18 protein-coding genes are annotated in these 22,583 nt (G+C 62.8%); 9 read left to right on the top strand and 9 right to left on the bottom strand.

What is annotated here, in order from left to right; translation table 11 throughout:
- Nucleotides 1-210 precede the first annotated feature (210 nt).
- Both hrpA and AC1DYR_RS09355 read right to left on the bottom strand, forming a co-directional pair.
- Nucleotides 211-4,110: an ATP-dependent RNA helicase HrpA gene (gene hrpA, locus AC1DYR_RS09360; protein WP_477704876.1), complete on the bottom strand. Its 3,900-nt coding sequence runs from the start codon at nt 4,108-4,110 to the stop codon at nt 211-213.
- 144 nt (nt 4,111-4,254) lie between these two features.
- On the bottom strand, nt 4,255-5,475 hold the full coding sequence (locus tag AC1DYR_RS09355; protein ID WP_477704875.1) for a diguanylate cyclase domain-containing protein: 1,221 nt from the start codon (nt 5,473-5,475) through the stop codon (nt 4,255-4,257).
- A 238-nt stretch (nt 5,476-5,713) separates the two neighbouring features.
- Here AC1DYR_RS09355 and argA point away from each other — a divergent pair, with 238 nt between their 5' ends.
- The 5 genes from argA to AC1DYR_RS09330 all read left to right on the top strand — a co-directional run bounded on the left by argA (nt 5,714) and on the right by AC1DYR_RS09330 (nt 10,379).
- On the top strand, nt 5,714-7,063 hold the full coding sequence (argA, locus tag AC1DYR_RS09350; RefSeq protein WP_477704874.1) for an amino-acid N-acetyltransferase: 1,350 nt from the start codon (nt 5,714-5,716) through the stop codon (nt 7,061-7,063).
- A gap of 88 nt (nt 7,064-7,151) precedes the next feature.
- Nucleotides 7,152-7,400, top strand: coding sequence for a DUF1272 domain-containing protein (locus AC1DYR_RS09345; RefSeq protein WP_477704873.1), 249 nt, complete (start codon nt 7,152-7,154; stop codon nt 7,398-7,400).
- Nucleotides 7,397-8,029 carry a LysE family translocator gene (locus AC1DYR_RS09340; protein WP_477704872.1) on the top strand — a complete coding sequence of 211 codons (633 nt, stop codon included), beginning with the start codon at nt 7,397-7,399 and terminating at the stop codon, nt 8,027-8,029. The genes AC1DYR_RS09345 and AC1DYR_RS09340 overlap by 4 nt, the downstream gene beginning before the upstream one ends.
- Nucleotides 8,030-8,196: 167 nt before the next feature.
- A complete protein-coding gene (locus AC1DYR_RS09335; protein ID WP_477704871.1) occupies nt 8,197-9,903 on the top strand; it encodes a PAS domain-containing hybrid sensor histidine kinase/response regulator in 1,707 nt (568 codons plus the stop codon).
- Nucleotides 9,900-10,379, top strand: coding sequence for a response regulator (locus AC1DYR_RS09330; RefSeq protein WP_477704870.1), 480 nt, complete (start codon nt 9,900-9,902; stop codon nt 10,377-10,379). Before AC1DYR_RS09335 ends, AC1DYR_RS09330 begins: the two co-directional genes overlap by 4 nt.
- 55 nt (nt 10,380-10,434) lie before the next feature.
- On the opposite strand, the gene AC1DYR_RS09325 is transcribed toward AC1DYR_RS09330, so the two are convergent.
- Complete coding sequence (locus AC1DYR_RS09325; RefSeq protein ID WP_477704869.1) at nt 10,435-11,346, bottom strand: LysR family transcriptional regulator; 912 nt, start codon at nt 11,344-11,346, stop codon at nt 10,435-10,437.
- Nucleotides 11,347-11,471: 125 nt separating this feature from the next.
- On the opposite strand from AC1DYR_RS09325, the gene gstA reads away from it, so the two are divergent.
- Both gstA and AC1DYR_RS09315 read left to right on the top strand, forming a co-directional pair.
- Nucleotides 11,472-12,080, top strand: a complete 609-nt coding sequence (gene gstA / locus AC1DYR_RS09320; RefSeq protein WP_477686401.1) for a glutathione transferase GstA — start codon at nt 11,472-11,474, stop codon at nt 12,078-12,080.
- Nucleotides 12,077-13,174 carry an NAD(P)H-dependent flavin oxidoreductase gene (locus AC1DYR_RS09315; protein WP_477704868.1) on the top strand — a complete coding sequence of 366 codons (1,098 nt, stop codon included), beginning with the start codon at nt 12,077-12,079 and terminating at the stop codon, nt 13,172-13,174. The genes gstA and AC1DYR_RS09315 overlap by 4 nt, the downstream gene beginning before the upstream one ends.
- Before the next feature lie 76 nt (nt 13,175-13,250).
- Here the strand turns inward: AC1DYR_RS09315 and AC1DYR_RS09310 are convergent, their stop codons facing one another.
- The 5 genes from AC1DYR_RS09310 to AC1DYR_RS09290 form a co-directional block, all read right to left on the bottom strand.
- Nucleotides 13,251-16,439, bottom strand: a complete 3,189-nt coding sequence (locus AC1DYR_RS09310) for an error-prone DNA polymerase (protein ID WP_477704867.1) — start codon at nt 16,437-16,439, stop codon at nt 13,251-13,253.
- Nucleotides 16,440-16,446: 7 nt separating this feature from the next.
- Nucleotides 16,447-17,898: a Y-family DNA polymerase gene (locus AC1DYR_RS09305; protein ID WP_477704866.1), complete on the bottom strand. Its 1,452-nt coding sequence runs from the start codon at nt 17,896-17,898 to the stop codon at nt 16,447-16,449.
- Nucleotides 17,858-18,703 carry a translesion DNA synthesis-associated protein ImuA gene (gene imuA, locus AC1DYR_RS09300; protein WP_477704865.1) on the bottom strand — a complete coding sequence of 282 codons (846 nt, stop codon included), beginning with the start codon at nt 18,701-18,703 and terminating at the stop codon, nt 17,858-17,860. The genes AC1DYR_RS09305 and imuA overlap by 41 nt, the downstream gene beginning before the upstream one ends.
- A 191-nt stretch (nt 18,704-18,894) precedes the next feature.
- Entirely contained in the window at nt 18,895-19,695 is an 801-nt protein-coding gene (locus AC1DYR_RS09295; RefSeq protein ID WP_477704864.1) for a hypothetical protein, read from the bottom strand.
- Between the two features lie 213 nt (nt 19,696-19,908).
- The gene (locus AC1DYR_RS09290) at nt 19,909-20,415 is read right to left on the bottom strand and encodes a disulfide bond formation protein B (RefSeq protein WP_477704863.1); all 507 of its coding nucleotides are present in this window, start codon (nt 20,413-20,415) and stop codon (nt 19,909-19,911) included.
- 247 nt (nt 20,416-20,662) lie between these two features.
- Between AC1DYR_RS09290 and AC1DYR_RS09285 the strand changes: the two genes are divergently transcribed.
- Together AC1DYR_RS09285 and AC1DYR_RS09280 are read left to right on the top strand one after the other, a co-directional pair.
- Nucleotides 20,663-21,073: a VOC family protein gene (locus tag AC1DYR_RS09285; protein ID WP_477704862.1), complete on the top strand. Its 411-nt coding sequence runs from the start codon at nt 20,663-20,665 to the stop codon at nt 21,071-21,073.
- A gap of 86 nt (nt 21,074-21,159) precedes the next feature.
- Nucleotides 21,160-21,435: a DUF2277 domain-containing protein gene (locus AC1DYR_RS09280; protein WP_477704861.1), complete on the top strand. Its 276-nt coding sequence runs from the start codon at nt 21,160-21,162 to the stop codon at nt 21,433-21,435.
- 69 nt (nt 21,436-21,504) lie between these two features.
- Here AC1DYR_RS09280 and AC1DYR_RS09275 read toward each other — a convergent pair whose 3' ends face one another.
- Complete coding sequence (locus tag AC1DYR_RS09275) at nt 21,505-22,539, bottom strand: SDR family oxidoreductase (RefSeq protein WP_477704860.1); 1,035 nt, start codon at nt 22,537-22,539, stop codon at nt 21,505-21,507.
- Nucleotides 22,540-22,583 lie beyond the last annotated feature (44 nt).

Genomic DNA, 22,583 nt, shown 5'->3' with positions numbered 1-22,583 from the left:
GCAAGGCCATTTTTTTAAGCGCTTATCTCGCAAGCCTGTTTCAACCATTCAGTTGCTGCCACGCTTTTTAGCTGCGGCATAACAAGCCTTCGGCAATTTGTTAGCCTTCGTTGAAAGGTTTGGACTCAGCTATTGAGTTGCTACCCAGACCTTTTAGCTGCGGCATAACAAGCCTTCGGCAGTTGTTAGCCTTCGCTGAAAGGTTTGGACTCAGCTATTGAGCTGAGTCCAAACCTTTTCTAACCGCTTAATGCTGACCGGCTGCGGCGTGCGCAGCTCCTGCGCAAAGAGGCTCACACGAAGCTCTTCCAGCAACCATCTGAACTCCTGCATGCGGGCATCCACCGCGCCTTTTCGTTCGGCCACCAGCCGCCAGTAGCGCTGCTCTTGCGGCCGCAACTCAGCCAGCCGTGCGGCATCACGTGCCGGGTCGGCGCGCCATTTTTCCAACCGCAAGGTAATGGCCTTGAGGTAGCGTGCGAAGTGCTGCAGTTGCCCATAAGGGGTGGCCGTCAGAAAGCGTTTGGGTACCAGGCGCTGCAGTTGCTGGGCGGCATCGGTCGCCGCTTCAGCGGCATTTTTGGTGTCCTTGATCTTGCGTTGGGCCACGGCGAATTCGCCCAGGATGCCGGCCGCCAGACGGGCCACCTCGCTGGCAATCAGCGTCAGGCGCCCTCGCCCATCGTCGATGCGTTTTTTGAACTCGGCTTCGTGCGTCGGCAATGGGTCCAGCAAAAAGGCGCGGTCCAGCGCCACTTCGATGATCTGCTCGCGCAATTCCTCCAGCGTACCGCCGCCGGAGTTGTCGGCGGCGCGGCCCACCAGCATGTAGCTGGTAGCCATCTTCTGCAGCTCCGGCAGGTTCTTTTCCAGGTACTTCAGCGCATCCTTGATCTGCAGGGAAAACAGCCGGCGCAAGCCGGCGCGGTGTTTCGCGGCCGCCACATCGGGTTCGTCAAACACCTCGATCGTCACCGCGTCGCCCAAATCAATGAGCGCCGGAAACCCGATCAGCGTCTGCGAACCCTTACGAATCTCCATCAGCTCCGGCAACTCGCCAAAGCTCCAGCTGGTGTAGCGCTCCGGTGCTTTCACTGCTATCTTTTCAGGAGCTGCTTGCGTATGTCCTGATTGGGCTGGAGGCCGATTTGACACTGAATTTGCGGCGAAAACGGCTTTTTCGGGCTCAGATTCGGGTGCTTTTGCCAAATTTTTGAGTCCCGCCAATGCCTGGAAGGCCCCACGCGCCTGCGAACCCAGCTCGCCCTTGAGCGCACCCAGGTTGCGGCCCGCGCCCAACTGGCGGCCATGCTCGTCGACCACGCGGAAGTTCATGAACAGGTGCGGCGGCAGCATGTCCAGCTTCATGTCATTGCGCTTGATGTCCAGCGAGGTCGCGTCGCGCACCAGCTTGAGCACCGCATCCGTCAGCGAGCCGCTGCCGAACACCTCGGGTTGCAGCAACTGCTCGGTCATGCGGGCGGCAGTGTCGGGCAACGGCACCAGGCGCGAGCGCGGGCGCTGGTGCAGGGTCTTGATCAGCGCCTGGACCTTGTCCTTGAGCATGCCGGGCACCAGCCACTCGCAGCGCTCTTCATTGACCTGGTTGAGCGCGAACAGCGGCACGTCCACCGTCACGCCGTCGCGCGCATCGCCGGGTTCGTGCAGGTAAGTCACCAGGCAATCCACGCCGCCCATTCGCAGTGTCTTGGGAAACGACTGCGTGGTGATACCGGCAGCTTCATGCCGCATCAGCTCTTCACGCGTGAGCAGCAGGAGCCGCGGCTGCTTTTTGACTTCCTCTTTGTACCAATGCTCGCAGCTTGCACCGCTGTGCACGTCGGCAGGCAGTTGCTGGTCATAAAAAGCGTAAATCAGTTCCTCATCCACCAGCACGTCTTGCCGCCTGGCCTTGTGCTCCAGATCCTGCACCTGCTGGATCAGCTTCAAGTTGGCCGCCAGGAAAGGCAGTTTGGTGTCCCAGTTGCCGGCGACCAGCGCTTCGCGGATGAATATCTCTCGCGCCGTCACCGGGTCTACACGGCCGAAATTGACGCGCCGGCCGTTGTAGACCACCAGGCCGTAAAGCGTGGCTCGCTCCAGCGCCGTCACCTGCGCAGCCTTTTTCTCCCAATGCGGGTCCAGCAACTGTTTGCTGAGCAGATGCCCCGCCACCTGCTCTATCCAGGCCGGGTCAATGTTGGCAATGCCGCGGCCGAAGAGGCGTGTGGTTTCCACCAGTTCGGCCACCACAATCCAGCGGCCCGGTTTTTTGCTCAGGCGTGCGCCAGGGTGGCGGTAGAACTTGATGCCGCGTGCACCCAGGTACCAGTCTTCCTCGTCGCTCTTGCAGCCGATGTTGCCCAGCAGGCCGCAGAGCATGGACAAATGCAGCTGCTCATAGCTGGCGGGCTTGTCATTCAGAACCCACTTTTGTTCACCCACGACGGTATGCAGCTGCGAATGGATGTCGCGCCATTCGCGCACGCGGCGGATATTGACGTAGTTCTCGCGCAGCAGGTTTTCATACTGGCGGTTGGACAGCTTGTGGTCGGTGCCGTGGCCGCCGCGCGCGTCACCCAGCCATTTCCACAGCTTGAGGTAGCCGCTGAATTCGCTCTTCTCGTCATCGAACTTGGCGTGCTGCTGGTCGGCCTGGGCCTGTTTGTCCATGGGGCGGTCGCGCACGTCCTGCACACTGAGCGCGCTGGCGATCACCAGTACCTCGTCGAGCGCGTTGCGGTCCCTGGCTTCCAGAATCATGCGGCCCACGCGCGGGTCCAGCGGCAGCTTGGCCAGCGTACGGCCGACGCTGGTCAATTCGTTGTCCTCGTCTACCGCGCCCAGCTCGGCCAGCAGCTGGTAGCCGTCGGCAATGGCGCGGCGCTGCGGCGGCTCGATGAAGGCGAACTCTTCCACATTGCCCAGGTGCAGCGCCTTCATGCGCAAAATCACCGAAGCCAGCGAACTGCGCAGGATTTCAGGGTCGGTGAAAGGCTGGCGGCCCTGAAAGTCTTTTTCGTCGTAGAGGCGTATGCAAATGCCATCGGCCACGCGGCCGCAGCGGCCTGCGCGCTGGTTGGCCGCAGCCTGCGACACCGGCTCCACCATCAGCTGCTCAACCTTGTTGCGAAAGCTGTAACGCTTGACCCGCGCCGTGCCCGCATCCACCACGTAGCGGATGCCCGGCACGGTCAGCGAGGTTTCGGCCACGTTGGTAGCCAGCACGATGCGCCGGCCGCTGTGGCCGTCAAAAATGCGGTCCTGCTCGGCCTGGCTCAAACGGGCGAACAACGGCAGCACCTCGGCGTTGCGCGTCAACGGCTGATGCGCCAGATGCTTGCGCAGGTGGTCGGCCGCCTCGCGGATCTCGCGCTCGCCGGGCAAAAACACCAGGATGTCGCCCGCGCTGTGCGGGCTCAGCCAGAGCTCGTCGACTGCGTCCGCGATCGCGTCGTTCAAATCATGCTCGCGTGACTCCTCAAACGGCCGGTAACGCTGCTCGACGGGAAACATGCGGCCCGACACCATGATCACCGGCGCAGGGCCTTTGCTGGACGCGAAATAATCCGCGAAGCGCTGCGCATCAATCGTCGCCGAAGTGATGACCACTTTCAGGTCGGACCGGCGCGGCAGCAGCTGGCGCAAGTAGCCCAGCAAAAAGTCGATATTCAGGCTGCGCTCATGAGCTTCGTCGATGATGATCGTGTCGTAGGCCTTGAGCAGCGGGTCGGTCTGCGTCTCGGCCAGCAAAATTCCGTCGGTCATCAGCTTGACGGAGGCATCGCGGGAGAGCCTGTCCTGGAAGCGCACCTTGTAGCCCACCACGTCGCCCAGCGGCGTCTTCAGCTCCTCCGCGATGCGCTTGGCCACGCTGGACGCAGCAATACGGCGCGGCTGGGTATGGCCTATCAGCCGGCCTTGTCCGGCCGGGTAATTGAGCTTGCCGCGCCCCATGGCCAGCGCGATCTTGGGCAACTGGGTGGTTTTGCCCGAGCCGGTCTCGCCGCAGACGATGATGACCTGATGAGCCGCCATGGCAGCGGTGATTTCGTCGCGCTTGCCCGAAACGGGCAGCGATTCCGGAAAAGTGATGGCGAGGGGAGACAAGGATGGGGGCGAGGAAGAAGGCAAGAGAAAGGCAAAAAGAGAGACAGGACGAAAGCGGCAGCAACGCTGCCAAAACGCTCAATTATCGGGTGTTACGGGCCGCATCGGCTGGTCAAGGTTATGGCGCCGTGGAGGGCGCTGCGATCAGGCCGCCAGCACAGGCAAGTCCACGGCTTCCCCACTGGTCTCGTCAAACCACGCAATGCGGCTTGGGTAGCTGAGCGCTATGCGCGACATGCCCCGCCCTGTGCTCACCGCCGAAGAGGCGCGCGCGTCGGACTTGGAGACCCTGAGCACGCCAAGGCCGACTTCAGCGACCCAGCGCGTCTGCTGGTTCCCTACCAGATCGCCTTCGAGCGTGGTGTTGAGCACCACCGACCTGGCCAGGGCCGACTGAACCCTGCGCGCGAGGTGAATCAATTGGCCGCTGTCATGGCAATTGCGCATCAGCAGCAAAAACCCGTTCTCTTCGAGGCGTCCCATTTCCACACCGCCGGGCACGGTGCGCCGCAGCCGCCCGGCGCACACAAACAGCGCGTGGTTCACAGCCGCGTGGCCGTAAAGCTTTTCCAGCACATACAGATTGGCAACCGACACCACCACAACACCCAGCGGCACCGGCTCATCGCGGTAGCGCCTGAAGGTTGCCTCCAGCATGTTGCCGGTTTCACTGTGGGAGCGCATGCGCGTGACCGGGTCGTAGCTGGGGCCATGTGCCATGGCCCGGTTCAGCTCGATCAGGTAGGAGTAACGGGTCCACAGCACAGCCGCCATGGTCGCCAGGTAACACGTGCCGGCGACAGCGGTCACCGCGTGCACCTGCCACGGCACATGGGCACGGTCCAGTGCCACCCAGCTCAACCCGGCAATGGCCACCAGCATGAAGGAGACACCCGAGACGGCCACCCAGGCAAGCAGGTCCCCCCGCACGGCGCTGCGAAGACTGAGCGCCATTGCCACCAGCCCCAGAAAACAGGCCACCGCCAGGCTCAGTGTCAGTGCGTGGCGCGGGCTCAATGCCCAGCCAACGGCGATATTCAGAAGAGCCAGGCTTGCCAGCCAGGTCAAGGCACGCCGGGCCGAGTCCGGATTGCGCAGGATGCCCAGGATGGAAAACAGCAGGTAAGCCAGCAGCGCAGACACCACGCTGGCCACGTGGGCCAGGAAACGGTCAAGAACATCGGCGTTCTCGATCGGCAACCAACCCAGGAAGGCCACCACAAAAAAAGTCGAGGCGATTGCCGAGACAGCCGCATTGACGGCAATACGCCGCAGGGACCGGATATAGGCAAACGCCGAACCGGCCAGCATCAGGCTGGCTGACCCGAAATAGCAGCCCCAAAACCCGATCGCGTATTTGTCCATGAACCCGAACCATACCCCGCCGCCCCTCATTAAGCAAACCCCCAAATGGAGTACGCCGGCAAAAGGCACACCCTCGCCAAAGCCGGCATTTGCATCCCTCAGGCCGGCGGTGTCTCCCTTACACTCACTGGACTTTTTCCGTTTACCGGGGAAACAGCGCCCAGGGAGACCGCTTGCCACCTTCCGCGCCGTCCCCGGCTGCCCTTGACCCGCCACAACCGATCCCGAAAGCGCGCCCATGTCTGCCGTCTTCAATTTCACCTTTGTGCCCTGGTTCCGTTCGGTCGCACCCTACATACACACCCACCGCGGCAAAACGTTCGTCGTAGGCATTGCCGGCGAAGCGATTGCGGCCGGCAAGCTCCAGCACATCGCCCAAGACCTGGCACTGATCCAGAGCATGGGCGTGAAGATCGTGCTGGTGCACGGCTTTCGCCCGCAGGTCAACGAGCAGCTCAAGGCCAAGGGGCACGTCGCCAAATATTCGCACGGCATGCGCATCACGGACGAAGTCGCGCTCGACTGTGCCCAGGAAGCCGCCGGCCAGCTGCGCTATGAGATTGAAGCGGCGTTCAGCCAGGGCCTGCCCAATACCCCCATGGCCGGCTCCACGGTGCGGGTGATTTCGGGCAATTTCATCACCGCGCGGCCGGTCGGCATTCTCGACGGTGTGGACTTCAAGCACTCGGGCCTGGTGCGCAAGGTAGACACCGCCGCCATCGGCCGGGTGCTGGATTTCGGCGCCATGGTGCTGCTTTCACCCTTTGGCTTCTCACCCACCGGCGAAGCCTTTAACCTGACCATGGAAGAGGTCGCCACTTCGGTGGCCATCGCAATGCAGGCCGACAAGCTGATTTTCCTGAGCGAAATTCCCGGCATACGAATCCACCACGACCAGCCCGAAAGCGAAGACAACCCCATCGACACCGAGCTGCCGCTGGCCGCCGCCGAAAAACTGCTGGCCACCCTGCCCAACGGCGAACGTCCCACCGACACCGCGTTTTACCTGCAGCACTGCGTCAAGGCCTGCAAGGCCGGCGTGGAACGCAGCCACATCCTGCCCTTCGCGGTGGACGGCGCGCTGCTCCTGGAAATCTATGTGCACGACGGCATAGGCACCATGGTGATCGATGAAAAACTCGAAGAGCTTCGCGAGGCCACGGAAGACGACGTGGGCGGCATCCTGCAGCTGATCGAGCCTTTTGAAAACGACGGCACGCTGGTCAAACGCAGCCGCACCGAAATCGAGCGCGACGCCGCCAACTACAGCATCATCGAACACGACGGCGTGATCTTTGCCTGTGCGGCGCTTTACCCCTACCCCGAAGCCAAAACGGCTGAAATGGCGGCGCTCACCGTGTCGCCGCAAAGCCAGGGCCAGGGCGACGGCGAGAAAATCCTCAAGCGTATAGAGCAACGCGCCCGCGCCGCCGGCCTGCAAAGCATCTTTGTGCTGACCACCCGCACCATGCACTGGTTCATCAAGCGCGGTTTTGTGCAGGTAGACCCGGACTGGCTGCCCGAAGGCCGCAAGCGTAAATACAACTGGGACCGCAAGAGCCAGGTGCTGGTCAAGAAGTTGTCATAGACGTCCGGCTGGGAGAAGGCGGGCTTTCTTCCCAGGAAATTTTTCTTTAGCATCGAGTTAAATCCCGCCATTCACACAGGACCTCCACGTGCTCCAACTCCGCCCCAACTGCGAATGCTGCAACAAGGACTTGCCCAACGAGTCGCCCGATGCGCGCATCTGCACCTTTGAATGCACCTTCTGCGCCGACTGCGTCACCACCAAACTCCAGGGCGTCTGCCCCAACTGCGGCGGCGAATTCACCACACGGCCGCGCCGCCCGGCCGACATGCTGGCCAAGTACCCGCCTTCCAAAGAGCGTGTTTTTAAACCCCAGGGTTGCGGAGCCGCACCATGAACACCACCACACTGTTGCTTTTCTCCATCGTGGCACTGGTGGCCATCGCCACACCCGGCCCCACGGTGCTGCTGGCGCTGGCCAATGGTTCGCGCTACGGTGTGCGCCGCTCCGTGCCTGGCATGCTGGGGGCTGTGGTGTCTGACTTTGTACTGGTCGGCGCGGTCGCACTCGGTCTGGGTGCGCTGCTGGCGGCCTCCGAGTTCTGGTTCTCGGTGCTCAAATGGGCCGGCGCGGTCTATCTGGCCTGGCTGGGCGTTCGCCTGCTGCGCTCGCGCGGCGGATTTGAGATTCCCGCCGAAGACAACGCCGGCACGCAACACGGCAGCCGCGCAATTTTCATGAAGTCCTTCCTGGTGGCCGTGACCAACCCCAAGGGTTACCTCTTTTGCTCAGCCCTGCTCCCGCAGTTCATTGACCCGGCTGCGGCCCAGGCACCGCAATACCTCGCCATTTCGCTGGTATTCGCCGGCATCGATTTTTCCGTCATGTTCGGCTATGCCTTCATAGGCGCACGCGCAATACGCCTGCTCAAGGCCTCGGCCACACGCTGGATAGACCGCGCCTGCGGCGGCGCGCTGCTGGCGCTGGCGGGCTCGCTGGCGTTCTACCGCCGGGCAAACAGCTAGGGCTGCACGGCCCCGCTATGTGCGCTGGCGCACGGACTTTTCAGGCAGGACCTGTACACTTCCGGAGTCTTTGCAAAGACTTCGCATATCCCCGGCCAGGATTCTGGAAGCACCGCCCATAGTCGGCGCTTCGCAGGGTCGTCGTTACTTTTACAGAAACATGGCCCATGTCACCTATTACCAGCCTGAGCGTTATTGACGCCATTGCCAAAGCCGATGGCATAGAGGTCAAGCGCCAGGAAGCACTGCTCAAGACAGGCGCATTGCAGACGGCCATCCTGACGAGTGAAAATTTCTCGATCATCGCAACCGACGAAAAAGGCATCATCCAGCTCTTCAACGTCGGTGCCGAACGCATGCTGGGTTATATGGCGGCTGAAGTCGTCAACAAAATCAACCCCAGCGACATCCATGATCCGCAGGAAGTGATGGCCCGGGCCCAGGCGCTGAGCCTGGAGCTCGCCACCACCATCACGCCCGGCTTCGAGGCACTCGCATTCAAGGCCTCGCGAGGCATCGAAGACATTTACGAGCTGACCTATATCTGTAAAGACGGCAGCCGCTTTCCGGCCATCGTGTCCATCACCGCATTGCGCGACGATTTCGGCACCATCATCGGCTACCTGCTGATCGGCACCGACAACTCGGTACGCAAGCAGGTCGAAGTGGCCCTGAAGGAAGCGATGGCCGTGGCCGAAAAAGCCAATCTCGCCAAATCGGATTTCCTGTCCAGCATGAGCCACGAGTTGCGCACACCGCTCAGCGCCATTCTCGGATTTGCGCAGCTGATCGAGTCCGGCACACCCCAGCCAACGCCCTCGCAAAAGCGCAGCGTAGACCAGATTCTCCAGGCCGGCTGGTACCTGCTGGAATTGATCAACGAAATCCTGGACCTGGCATTGATCGAGTCCGGCAAGCTGTCGCTGTCGCTGGAACCTGTTTCGCTTGCCGAGGTTATGCTTGAATGCGAAACCCTGATCGAGTCACAGGCCGGCAAACGCGGCATTACCGTGACGTTTCCGAAATTCCCCGTGCCCTGCTTCGTGAATGCCGACCGCACGCGGCTTAAACAGGTTCTGATCAACCTGCTGTCGAACGCGATCAAGTACAACACCAGCAGTGGAACGGTCTTGATCAACTGCGTGGATCTGCCTCAAAAGCGCATCCGCATCTGCATTGAAGACACGGGCGAAGGCCTGAACCCTGCCAAGATCGAGCAGCTCTTCCAGCCCTTCAACCGCCTGGGCCAGCAAGCCACCACCGAACAAGGTACGGGCATTGGGCTGGTGATGACCAAACGCCTGATCGAGCTGATGGGTGGTGTCATCGGCGTGGAAAGCGTTGTCGGAAAAGGCAGTGTGTTCTGGATTGAAATGGACGTGACCGACGAAATTGCATTGCGAACAGAGCTGGCAGCCCTGGCACCGATCCAGCAAAGCCAGGTGGCTACCGATCCACGTGCCCATACACTTCTGTACGTAGAAGACAACCCGGCTAACCTGATGCTGGTGGAAGACCTCATCGCGCGCCGCTCCGACATCCGGCTGCTGTCGGCCCGTGACGGCATCAGCGGCATCGCGATGGCCAAGGCCGCGCAGCCGGACATCATCCTGATGGACATCAACCTGCCGGGCATCAGCGGCATCAAGGCGGTACAGATTCTGTGTGCCGATCCGTTGACGGCACACATTCCGGTGGTGGCGCTCAGCGCCAATGCCATACCCCGTGACATTGAAAAAGGCATGGAAGCCGGCTTCTTTCGCTACCTCACCAAGCCCATCAGGATCAATGAATTTATGGAAACCCTGGACCTGGCGCTGGCATTTTCCAAAACAAGGTCCACGCAGGCCCCCGTGCCGGAAAAAACCGCATGAACACCGAATTCGACATCCTGAACGGCAGCATCCTGGTGGTGGACGACCAGCCCGTCAATGTGCAGTTACTCGAGCAGCTGCTGGCAGGCGCCGGCTATACCCAGGTCAGCTCCACCATGAATTCGCTGGAGGTAGCCGCGCTGCACGCAGAGCATCGTTACGACCTGATCCTGCTCGACCTGAAAATGCCCGGCATGGACGGCTTCCAGGTGATGGAGGCGCTCAAGGAAGACAAGCAGGACAAATACCTCTCGGTCATTGTGTTGACGGCGGAGCCGGCCCACAAGCTGCGCGCCCTGCAGGCCGGCGCCAAGGACTTCATCAGCAAACCGTTTGATCTGGTGGAAGTCAAAACGCGCATCCACAATGCGCTGGAAGTGCGCCTGCTGTATAAAAAGCTGGAGAACTACAGCAAGCTGCTGGAGCTGGCCATGCAGCAGAGCACCGCAGAAACCGACGAAGCGCGAAGCCGCTAATCGCGTCTGGCTGGACTGGCCGGCCAGGCCCATCCCTCCAGTCTGCGGCCGGCATTTACTGCTTGAGCTTTTCAAGCAGGAAGTCGATGAACAAGCGCACCCGCAAGGGCACGTGCCGGCCATGCGGGTACAGCAATGAAAACGGCCGTGACCGCCCTGCAAAGGGCTGCAACACCTCTTGCAGCCGGCCCTGGCGCAAGTCTTCTTCGACGATAAAACGGTAAGTCTGCAGCAGGCCCGCGCCGTGTCGAGCCAGCGTCACCCCACCCAGCAGGTCTTCCGAGCAGCAATATCCACCGGTGGTAGCCACCTCCAGTTCCTTGCCCGCCTGGCTGAACAGCCACGGAATTTTCTGGCCGCTGCTGGGCAACAAAAACTGGATGCAGTCATGCTGTTGCAAAGCCTCCAGCGAGGCCGGTGTTCCCGCCTGTTGCAGGTACGAGGGCGCAGCCACCACCACCAGCGCGGCATCTTCCAGCTTGCGCGCGACCAGGCCTGAGTCGGGCTGTGCGCGCCCGCGTATGGCCAGGTCGTAGCCCTCGTCGGCAAAGTTGACATTGCGGTTGCTCAGGTTGACCTCGACCTGCACCGCTGGATAAAGGGCCCGAAAAGCCGGCAGCAGCGGCAGCACACGGTAGTGTCCGTAAGGCGTGGGCAGGCTGATGCGCAGCACGCCGGCCGGCACCAATTGCTGGCCCGTGGCTTCGCGCTCGGCTTCCACCAGCTGTCCCAGGGCCTGCCGCGCCTGCTCAAAATAAGCGCGGCCGGCTTCGGTCAGCCGTATCTGCCGCGTTGTGCGCGTGAAGAGCCGCGCGCCCAGTCTTTCCTCCAGGCGCGACACCGAGCGGCTCACGGCAGCGGGCGTGAGGCCGGCACTGGTTGCCGCCGCCGTGAAGCTGCTGAGCTCTGCCGCAAGGCAAAAAAGCTCAATGCTTCCCAGCTGAAGATCATCAAATTGACGGCTCATGGTTTTGATTTTCTGTGGATTATCTATTACGCCATGTAACTTATGAAGTTAATCAATCTCCATTTATCTCCACGAACATCATCAATAGCATGAGGTCTTCCCAACCCACCTAGTCCAAGGAACCCATGAAACTGTTTTTCTCTCCCGGCGCCTGCTCACTGGCTCCCCACATCGTTCTGAAGGAAACCCGGCAGGCATTCAAGCTTGAAAAAGTTGACACAGGCACCCACACCACCGCAGACGGGGCCGACTACTACGCCATCAACCCCAAGGGCGCAGTGCCGCTGCTGGAGCTCGAGAGCGGCGAGCGCCTGACCGAAGGCCCCATCATTGCCCAATACCTTGCCGACAAGGCGGGCCGCGCCGACCTGCTCCCGGCCGCCGGCAGCATGGACCGCTACCGCGTGATGGAGTGGCAGAACTACATCACTTCGGAGCTCCACAAGACCTTCACGCCGCTCTTCAACCCGGACCTGGACAGCAGCGCCAAGAAAACCCTGGCCAGCGTTCTGCGCAAAAAATACGAATGGGTCAACACTCAGCTGCAATCCAAAGACTATCTGCTCGGCCAGTCCTTCACCGTGGCCGATGCCTATCTGTTTGCGGTCACGGGTTGGGCCAAGTACGTGTCGCTGGACCTGGCGGACCTGAAGCACCTGCAGGACTTCCTGGCACGTGTCGCCGGCCGGCCCGCCGTGCGTGAGGCGCTGAAGGCCGAAGGACTGCTGGCATGAGCCGCTGGAAAACCACGGCGCTGACCCAAAGACTGGGCCTGGCAGCGCCGATTGTGCAAGGTCCCTTCGGCGGCGGACTTTCCTCGGTGGCCCTGACCGCGGCGGTCTGCGAAAGCGGGGGACTGGGTTCGTTTGGCGTGCATCACCTGACAGGCGCGCAAATTGAAGAGACGGCCCAGGCCATACGCCTGAAAACAAAACGGCCTTTCGCCTTGAACCTGTGGGTGCCGCATGAAAAGAGCGAGGACCCGCCGCTCACAGACCCGCAGTTCGAACAGCACCTGGCGCTGCTCGCGCCCTACTTCAAGGAACTCGGTGAACCCCTGCCGACCCGGCCGGAGCGTTTCAGTCCGCGCTACGACGACCAGGTGCAGGGCCTGCTGGCAGCCCGGCCCGCCGTGTTCAGTTTTGTCTTCGGCATCCCGTCGCCGGACATCCTGCGCCAATGCAAGGCGCTTGATATCGTGACACTGGGCGCCGCTACAACACCTGAGGAGGCGATAGCGCTCGACAACGCCGGCGTCGACATGGTGGTGGCAACCGGCTTTGAGGCTGGCGGGCACCGCGTGTCCTTTCTCCGCCCGCCCGAAAACTCGCTCACCGGCACACTGGCGCTGATCCCCCAGGTGGTCGACGCGATCAAGGCCCCGGTCATTGCCGCCGGCGGCATTGCCGATGGGCGTGGCATTGCGGCTGCCCTGGCGCTGGGCGCCCAGGGCGTGCAGATTGGCACGGCTTTCCTGGCGTGCGCCGAGTCATCTGCCAGTGACATCCACCGCCAGAAGTTATTCAGCGCCGACGCCAGGTACACAGCCCTCACCCGTGCTTTCAGCGGGCGCCTGGCGCGCGGCATTGAAAACCGCTTCATGAACGAGCTGAAGGCGCATGAAGGTCGCATTGCGCCCTACCCGGTCCAGAACTGGCTGACAGGCCAGATGAAACCGGCGGCCATTGCCCAGAGCAGAACAGACTTGATGTCGCTTTGGTCCGGTCAGGCCGCTCCACTGCTCAGGCACCGGGATGCGAGCTCGCTGATGCAGGCGCTGCAACAGGAAACCGACGACGCGCTAAGGCGGGTTGCCGGGTCAGCCTGACCCACAAGCAGGATTTTTCTGATGACAGCGCATGACGATGGATTGACTGAAGGTGCCTGTTTGAGGTGCCGTCCCCTCAATGAAAATCGCGGCTCGAAGTGCCCAGGCGCCCCAGCAGCGGCGTGAGGTCTTCGAGCCGATGCGCCACCAGGTTGCGCACCGCGCCGTAGCCCTTGGCGGTGCCGGTTTCTTCACTGCGTTGCCACACGCCGTGAACCGCCAGCAGGCGCGCATGCAGCACCTCGGGGCGTTGCGCTTCGCGCAGCGATTTCCAGATGATCACATTGACCGGCCCGGTCTCGTCTTCCAGCGTGACGAAGATGGTGCCCTTGGCAGTTTGCGGCTGCTGGCGCACGGTGACGATGCCGCAGCCGGCCACCTCTTCGCCGTCAGGCAAGGCATTGAGCTCGCTGGCACTCAGCAGGCCTTTGCGTGCGAGCCGTTCCCGCAGCAAGGCCACCGGGTGGCGCCGCAGCGTGAGGCCGGTGGCCTGGTAGTCGAACAAAATGTTTTCGCCCTCGGGCGTGTCGGGCAAGGCCAGCGGCGTTTCGTGCGTGGGCACCGATTTGAGCAGGCGCGGCGCCAGTTTGATGGCTGAAGCCTCCCAGACCTGCTGGCGCCTGTGCCCGGCCAGCGGCAGCAGGGCATCGGCGGCGGCCAGTGCGTTGATTTCCAGCGTACCCAGCTGGGCGCGCGACACCAGGTCTTCCGTCGAAATGAAAGGCGCTTGCGCCCGCGCCTCCACCAGGCGCAAGGCGGCCTCTTCACGCAAGCCGGCCACCAGGCGCAGGCCCAGGCGCACCGCCGGCTGCGTCCCCGCAGGCAACACACCTTGCGGCTCCAGCGTGCAGTCCCATTCACTGTGCATGACGTCCACTGCGCGCACCTCCACCTGGTGGCGGACCGCGTCTTGCACCAGCTGGGACGGCGTGTAAAAACCCATGGGCTGCGAATTGACCATGGCCGCCAGAAAGCAGGCCGGCTCGTGGCGCTTGAGCCAGCAGCTCACGTAGACCAGCTTGGCAAAGCTGGCAGCGTGGCTTTCCGGAAAGCCGTAGTCGCCAAAGCCCAATATCTGGCTGAAGATGCGCTCTGAAAATTCAGCGCTGTAGCCGTTTTTGACCATCGCATTGACCAGGCGGCCATGAAAGCGGTCTACCCCGCCCTTGCGCTTCCAGGCCGCCATGGAGCGGCGCAGGTCGTCGGCCTCCCCGGGCGTGAAGTCAGCGGCGATCATCGCGATCTGCATCACCTGCTCCTGGAAGATCGGGATGCCCAGCGTGCGCTCCAGGGCCGGGTTGAGGGCCGGGTATTCGGGTTTGATCTCGCCGCCATTCCTGAGGATTTCGCGGTTCTTCAGGTAAGGGTGCACCATGCCGCCCTGGATGGGCCCCGGCCGCACGATGGCAACTTCCACCACCAGGTCGTAATAATCGCGCGGCTGCAGGCGCGGCAGCATGGACATCTGGGCCCGGCTTTCAATCTGGAAAACACCCACCGTGTCGGCTTCGCAGATCATGTCGTAGGTGGGTGTGTCGTCCGGCTCGACCTGGTACATCTCCAACCGGCTGCCCCGCGTCCGGTTCACCAGGTCCAGGCAACGCCGTATGGCTGACAGCATGCCCAGCGCCAGCACATCCACTTTCAGCAAGCCCATGGCCTCCAGGTCGTCCTTGTCCCACTGGATGATGCGGCGGTCTTCCATTGAGGCCGGCTGCACCGGCACCAGCCGCGTGAGCTTGCCCTGGGTGAGGACAAAGCCGCCGACGTGCTGGCTCAGGTGGCGCGGAAAGCCGATGAGCTGCGCCGACAGGTCAAACCATTGCAGCACCGGCCCTTCCCTGCCCTCCAGCCCGGCTTCCTTGAGTTTTTCCTGCAGCACCTCGCTGCCGTCAAACCAGAAATGCTCTTTGGCGAACAGGTCTATCAGTTCAGGTGCCATCGCCAGCGCCTTGCCCACATCGCGGATCGCGCTGCGCGGCCGGTAGCTGATGACGGTGGCGGCAATCGCGGCGCGGTCGTGGCCGTATTTGCCGTAGATGTACTGGATGACTTCTTCACGCCGCTCGTGTTCGAAGTCCACGTCGATGTCGGGCGGTTCACTGCGCTCGCGGCTGATAAAGCGCTCAAACAGCAGCTTGCTTTCCGCGGGGTTGACGGCCGTGACGCCCAGGCAAAAGCACACCACCGAATTGGCCGCTGAGCCGCGCCCCTGGCAAAGAATTTCCTTCTCTCTCGCAAACCGCACGATGTCGTGCACGGTGATGAAGAACATCTCGTATTCAAGTTCTTCGATCAGCGCCAGCTCAAAGCCCAGCTGCCGCCTGATCTTGTGCGGTATGTGATGCGGGTAGCGTGTATGGGCGCCCTGCCAGGTCAGCCGCCGCAGCCACCGCGAAGGCGTCTCGGCCGCCGGCACCATGTCTTCCTGCGGGTAGCGGTACAGGTTGCGGATCTCATCGAGATTGAAATTGCACCGCGCCGCCACTTCCAGCGTGGCGCGCAACAGGCTGGCGGGGTAAATCTCGGCCAGGCGCATGCGCGGCCGCAAGTGCGATTCGGCATTCGGCTGCAGCGCAAAGCCGCATTCGTGCACCGGTTTGCCCAGCTTGATGGCGGTCATCACATCGTGCAGCGGCTTGCGTGAGCGCTTGTGCATCAGCACATGCCCCGCCGCCACCAGCCGTATGCCGGTGCGCTGCGCCACCTCCTGCAGCTGCTGCAGGCGCAGCGCGTCGTCCAGGCCCTGCAGCAGCTCCACCGCCAGCCAGGCATTGGTGCCAAAAAGGCCTGCAGCCCAGGCGCAATGAGCGCAAAGCGCTTCTGTATTGATAGCACCCGCACCTGCTTCATGCAGGGGCGCGAGCAAAATTTCGCAATCCCCCAGCCGGGAGAAATCCGTTTCGCCCAGCGCGACGCGGTAGCTGCCCTTCTCCACCACATCGCCGGCCTTGCGCGCTTCGGTGATGAACTCGCACAGGTTGCCCCAGCCTGCCGCGTTGTGCGGCAGCACCACCAGCCTGAAGGCATAGGGCGCCTGCACCAGAAATTCCGCGCCCGGCAGCAGTTTGAGGCCCAGCTTCTTTGCCACCTCATGCGCCCTGACCACCCCGGCCACCGAACATTCGTCGGTGATGGCCAGCGCCTTGTAGCCCAGCTCGGAAGCGCGATCGGCCAGCTCCTGCGCGTGCGAGGCACCGCGCTGGAAGCTGAAGTTGCTCAGCGCGTGCAGTTCGGCGTAATCGGGAAGCGCGTAGGCAGGCATGCGGGCCTCAGGCAAAAAAGCCGTGCAAATACCAGGTGCGTTGCCGGCCGGCCTGGACGGCAGAGCCCAGCCTTTCGCTGTAAACCCACAGCAAGCCGCCCTGCTGGCTGCGGTAGATGTAGTAGTCGCGGAACGCCCACGGTTTTTCACACAGGCCCGGCTCAGCGCTGCGGTTGTCGCGATCAGCCAGCAACCATTCGGCAGCCTCCAGCCGCTGCGGCCCGGCCAGGCGTGTCAACTTGCCCTGGTACACCGGGCTGTTGCCCGCCGCTTGCAGCCTCAAAGGCTCGGGCAGCAGCCAGGCCGGGTACAAGGCTTCGGCCTGGGCATCCGGAAAAGCATGCGAAGTGGTTTTTCTTAAGCCTTTTAGAGCCCTGGCGCGCACTGGTTGTGCGCAAGCAGCTATCGATTTAATAGCGCTTCGGGCGCTCACCCAGCGCTGCATCAGCTCGGGCCGGTGGTCGGTGCAAGGTTGCCAGGCTTGCACATTGGCATCACCCAGGCGGGCGCTGAGCCGCTCGACCAGCTCCACCACGCTGTCGCCCTGCCGGCGCGCTTCCATCAGCAGGCTGCCAGTGGCGGCGGCCGAGTCAGCCAGCAGCTCGGTGGCCAGCGACTGCAGCGTCAGGCTGTGCACCGGCGCCGGCAGCTTTTGCTGCGCCAGGTGCTCTGAGATAAGGCGCGCCATGTGACGCAGGTCTTGGGCGGGCTGGGCGGTGCGAATCTCAAGCTCACCTGTCGGCGCAACATCGCGGCGCTTGTCCAGGTGCCAGATGATTTTCAGGGCGCAAAGCCCGCTCTGACGCCCCAGCAGCCAGGCGTGCAGGTGGACCAGCAAGCGCTCAACGCCCGCCATCAGCGCAGGCCCGTGGGTCACGAGTGCGTTGAGCTCAATCTTTTCCTCAAAGTGTTCGGGCAGCACTTGCCACGCGTAGTCGTCGGCTACGGTGCCGCGGGCGCGGTCCAGCGCGTCCAGCAGCTCCGCGCCAAAACGCCGCGCCACGCCGTCACGCGGCAGGCGCAGCAGGTCGTCCCAGCTGCGGCAGCCTATGCGCTCCAGCACACCCAGGTGCGGGCGCGCGGCCGTCAGCGTGTGCATGGGCAGGTCGGCCACGCGTTTTTTCACCGCGCCGGCCTGATCCTGCTGCAGCCGAAGCCGTCCGATTGCTATCAAAGATGTAGCGCCTTGCGCACGTTCCATAAGGGCTGTAACCTGATTTGATTCAAAAAACAGCTCGATTTTCTGCGCCAGCAGCTGCATCAGCCGCGCCAGCCCGCCAAACAGGCGCAGGCTGCCCGTTACGTCCATCAGCACCGCTTCATCGACCACCGCCACGCGCGGCGTGAAGCCCAGCGCCAGGCTGGCCACCGCGCGCTGCAAAGCCGCGGCGTCCAACACAGGGGCCGGTTGCGCCGTATCAGTGGTGATCGAGATGCGCAATGCGATCCAGCAACGCATGGATGGAGCTCCGGGGTGAGGTGACAGGCAGCGAAACCAGAGACGGCAGCAGGATGGGTGCAAGCTCTTCCCGCTTTTGCCGGGCCCTGTCGCGGCTGGCCGCCAGCAAGGCCGACAGCCGCGCGGGCCGGGTATCGAGCAACACCGCCGCGGCCAGCGGCGGGCCGCGGCGCTTGAGCACGTGGACCAACAGGTTGCCGGCCTCCTGCACAGTGCCTTCCAGCAGCAGGCGCAGCGGCGCGGGTGACGATTCGTGTTGGGCCCGCAGCGGCCGGAACACAAACAGCAGCTTGTGGTGCGCATGCGCGGCAATCTGCAGGCGGCGCAGGTGGGCGCTGCGCGCATCGGGTAGCCAGGCCAGCACGGCGGTCACGTCAGCGCACTGCAGCGCCTCTCGCGTGGCCCAGAGCAGCGAAGGCGCGTCACCGGGCTTGCCGTGAATGCTGATGAGCCGCCGCATGTCGATCTGGCGCGCGCCCAGCGCCGGGCCAAACGGCAGATAAGGCGCACCGACCAGCGCCGTCAGTTGCGCGCCGGGCTCATCCGGTGTGGCGGGCTGGTTGAGGGCACGGGCCAGGCCGGGCGCCAGCAAACCCCATTCCTGCTGGCCCGCCTGCGGCAGCAGCAGTTCAACCAGCGCGCCCTGCGGCCAGCCGCCTCCCGGCAAGGCCTGGTCGAGCGCCGCATAACCTGTGGCCACCGTCTGCACACTCGCGCTGCCCAGTTCGCCGGCCCGCCAAACCTGAGCATTCAGGGCGTCGGCAAAGTCCGGCAAAGCGCTGGGCATTGCAGTGAGGGTGGGCATGGAAGGTGGTCCGGATCAAGCTGAATATACTGTATTTATGTACAGTATATGACCGATTCGACGCCCTGCCAATCTCCATGAAACCCGGGTACCCCAGTCGAGAATTATTCACCCCGGAGCCGCCGGGCGAACCGACACCTCCCTGCAAATCAGGGGGCAGCGCGCTTGCGACAGCACCCCTGTTCGCGCGTCTAGAGTTTGGGCGGGGGTGGCCGGCCCACGTTGTGGGCGCCCTTGTTGGCCGCCTCCCAATACGCCTTGTCCAGCGTGCCGGGGTGGTTCTTGACCGGGGTGCCGACCGGCACATTGCCAGGGCGCTGAACGCCCTCTACCGAATAGGTTTTCAGCTTGGGTTTCTCGGTGCTGGAGGGGTTGAGCGCATGAAACTCGTGCGCCACCTTGGAAGGGTTGTCGGGAGCCAGCTTCTGGCCACGGACACTGGCCAGCGTTTCAATGTGCGTCATGCACCGCGTCGTGTAAGGGTCTGATGCCTCGCCGTACAGGTGGAACACGCCGTGCTGCTGGCGTTCGCTCGTCATCTGCTTGAGCTTCCAGAGCTCGAACACCGACACCTTTGCGCGCATCGCCTCCTTGGAGTCATAGCGGTATTCCCGCCCCTTCTTGACATCGCTTGCCAGAGCCGGCCGCGCCAGGAAGCGGTCCCTGTGCTCCGTCGGTGTATGGCTGCCATAGGCCAGGTTCGAGTAAGGTTTGGACTCATCTATGCCCGTCAGCTTGTTCACGGCGCCAAACTTTGGCAAATCCGTACGGGGTGGGCCGCTGCCCATCCGGAAATCTTCGTAATGGCCCCAGGAACCCCGTCCATATTTGACGGTCATGTGTTCTGCCTGTTGCGGATCCGTCGTGTTTCTCCACGTCGAGAACTTGACCGGCACCACCGGCTGGTTTGCCAGGTAATAGGCGCTGGCAGCGGCGCCGGCACTCGCCAGGACCGGAAAGCCAAAGCGCGATAACACCCTTCCTGCTGCCATGGGGACCATCCTTGTGCCGCAGCGCGGCAATGTTGATGAGCTGACCTTCCGGTAAAACCGGCGACTGGATATTCAGTCTAGTCATGGCGCACGGCTGGCGCCATCCCCTTTTTCAGGTGAAAAATTACATGCCCAGGCTATGGACGGGGCGCTGCGGCCCCAAGCTTGCAGGATGAGCTGGCAATGCGCCGCCAAACTGGCGATGCGGTCGATTCAGCGTTTGCGTGCCAGGCGGACCACCAGCAGCAAACCCGCAAGCGCAATCACCACAAAGCAGACAAACGACCAGTTGGCAATCGAGCCGCCCAGAAAAGTCCAGTCGATCTTGGTGCAGTCGCCGCTGCCCTTGAAGATCATGGGAATGGCGCGCTTGAGCGGAAAGGTTTCAATCATTCCGTAGAAGTCGCGGCCGCAAGAGGCAATTTCAGGCGGGTACCACTGCAGGAAACTTTGGCGCGCCGCCACAAAAGCACCAAAACCCGAGAGCAGCACCATCAGGCCTGAACCGGCGATCAGCAGGCCCCGGCTTTTGGCGATAGCCGTCACGCCCGCCACCACCGCCACCAGCACCAGCGCATACCGCTGCACGATGCACATCGGGCAAGGCTCCAGGCCCACCACATGCTGCAGGTACAGGCCAAAGGCCAGCATGGCCACACAGGCCGCAGCAATCAGCACCAGCACGCGGCGCGGCATGGCGTCGAAATACGTCAAAAACATCAGGGAGCCCTCTTTTTTTCTGGATGAATTGTGAATTGTCCAGGGGTTCGGGCGTTTGGTGCGGGATAAGTTCCCTTGGGCGATGCCTGCAGGCAGATTCTTCGTCGCCTTACCCTTCCCTGTCGCTCCATCCCTGCGGCCCCCTCTCGCCCTGATTTGCCAGCATTTGTCCTACAGATGGGGTGCCCCGGCGGGCGTAGATTTTCAGGACTTCAGTTTTTGGGGACCAACCCGGAAAGGATCCACCATGGAAATACACCGCGGACGACTCATCGACCATGTCCACCTGCGCGCCCATGACCTCGCGGCCAGCAAGCGCTTTTACCGCGCCGTGCTCAAGTCACTGAACAAGGAAAGCGCCATCCAGGAAGCCGATGACCATTTTTCGGCCGACGAGTTGTGGATAGACCAGGCTGACGGATCTACCTCGCACGTCCATCTGGCTTTCCGGGCCAAAGACCACGCAGAGGTCAAAGCCTTCTACGAAGCAGCCCTGGCCGCAGGCGGCACCGACAACGGCGCGCCGGGCGAGCGCAAATACCACCCCGGCTACTACGCCGCCTTTGTGCTGGACCCGGACGGCAACAACATCGAGGCGGTGTACCACGGGCCTTTTGTGGCGTCGGCTGAATCAGTGGTGATCAGGCCCGCTGAATAGAGACAACCAGGCTGGGTGAAGGGTTGCGGCTGGCGGCAAAATGCGCCGTGGAATGATTTCCAAGTCTTTTGCTTCAAGGAGCCGTCATGTGCCGCAACATCAAGACCCTTTTCAACTTCGAGCCGCCGGCCACGGAGCTGGAAATCCGTGACGCCTCGTTGCAGTTTGTCAGGAAGCTCAGCGGGTTCAACGTGCCATCCAAGGCGAACGAGGCCGCGTTCGACCGCGCAGTGGAAGAGGTGGCGGCCTCAGCACGGGCTCTCATCCGCACACTGGTAACCAACGCCGAGCCGCGCAACCGTGAGGTAGAAGCAGAACGGGCGCGTGCCAGGTCGGCGCTAAGGTTTGGCACGAGCCAGTAGCCGCCCCCCAAGTCGGCCTCGCCCAACTGGAAGCGTTTGACGACATCAAAAGGCCGAGCTTGACTTGCTTCAGCTGCGGCGGACACTTCCATGGTTGAAATTCCCGCCATGCGCAACAAGGCAGCCCAGCCCTTGCAGTGTTTCCTCCATAGCAATGTCCAGCGGCGTGTGCGGCTCCGCACCGAGCGCCGCCACCAGGGAGGCGTTGTCCATGCGTACCGGCGTGTTCCAGAGGTAGCGCATCTGGCGCAGCTCGCGCAGGGTCTCGACAAAAGGCGCGGCCAGGGTCACCGCCCACCAGGGAAAGGACTTTATTGACGGCTTAGGTTCGTCGTGCCGTGCGGTGACACGGCAGATCGCTTCAGCCAGCTGGCGGCCGTCGGAGTCCCACTGGCCGTTCATATGGAAGGTTGCAAATGCCGGCAGAACGTCACGCCGCGCCAGCAAGGCGACCATGGTACGCGCCACATCCGGCAAATACGCCCACTGGTGACCGACGCCAGGTTTGCCAGGGAGCTTCACACTGCGCACCGGTGCGCCCGGCCGAACCATGCCTTGCGAGAACCAGCTGTTCCCGGCACCCGGCCCGAAAAAATCCCCCGCGCGCACGATGATCACCCGGCAGCAGCCCTGGCCACTGTCGCTGGTCGCATCCTTGAGCCGCTGCTCGAGCTGCACGCGAATCGCACCTTTGGCCGTTTGCGGGTGTTGCGGTGAATCCTCCCGGAGGCAGGGAAATGCGTCTGGCCCGTAGTTGTAGACCGTGCCGGGCAGCACGATGGTCGCGCCCTGCGCCCGGGCGGCCGCAATCGTGTTGTCCAGCATGGGCAGCACCAGCTCGCCCCAGCGACGATAGCCGGGCGGATTGACTGCGTGCACGATCACGCCGCAGCCTTGTGCTGCAGCCATGACATCACCGGGATTCATCGCATCGCCACGCAGCCAGGTGATGCCGCCACGTTGCTCGCCCGGCCGCGACTCACCACGGCTAAGCGCGCGAACCTGCCAGCCTGCCGCCTCCAGTTGCCGCGCGACTTCCCCGCCGATGCCACCGGTTGCGCCCAACACCAGTGCTGTGTTTGATTTGTCTTGTTTGCTGCTCATGCCATTCCCCAAAAAAGTTGCTATGGGGAAATTCTGGGCCCCGG

The organism is Polaromonas sp. P1_F9 (assembly GCF_056405615.1).
This window is presented reverse-complemented; position numbering and strand designations above follow the sequence as displayed.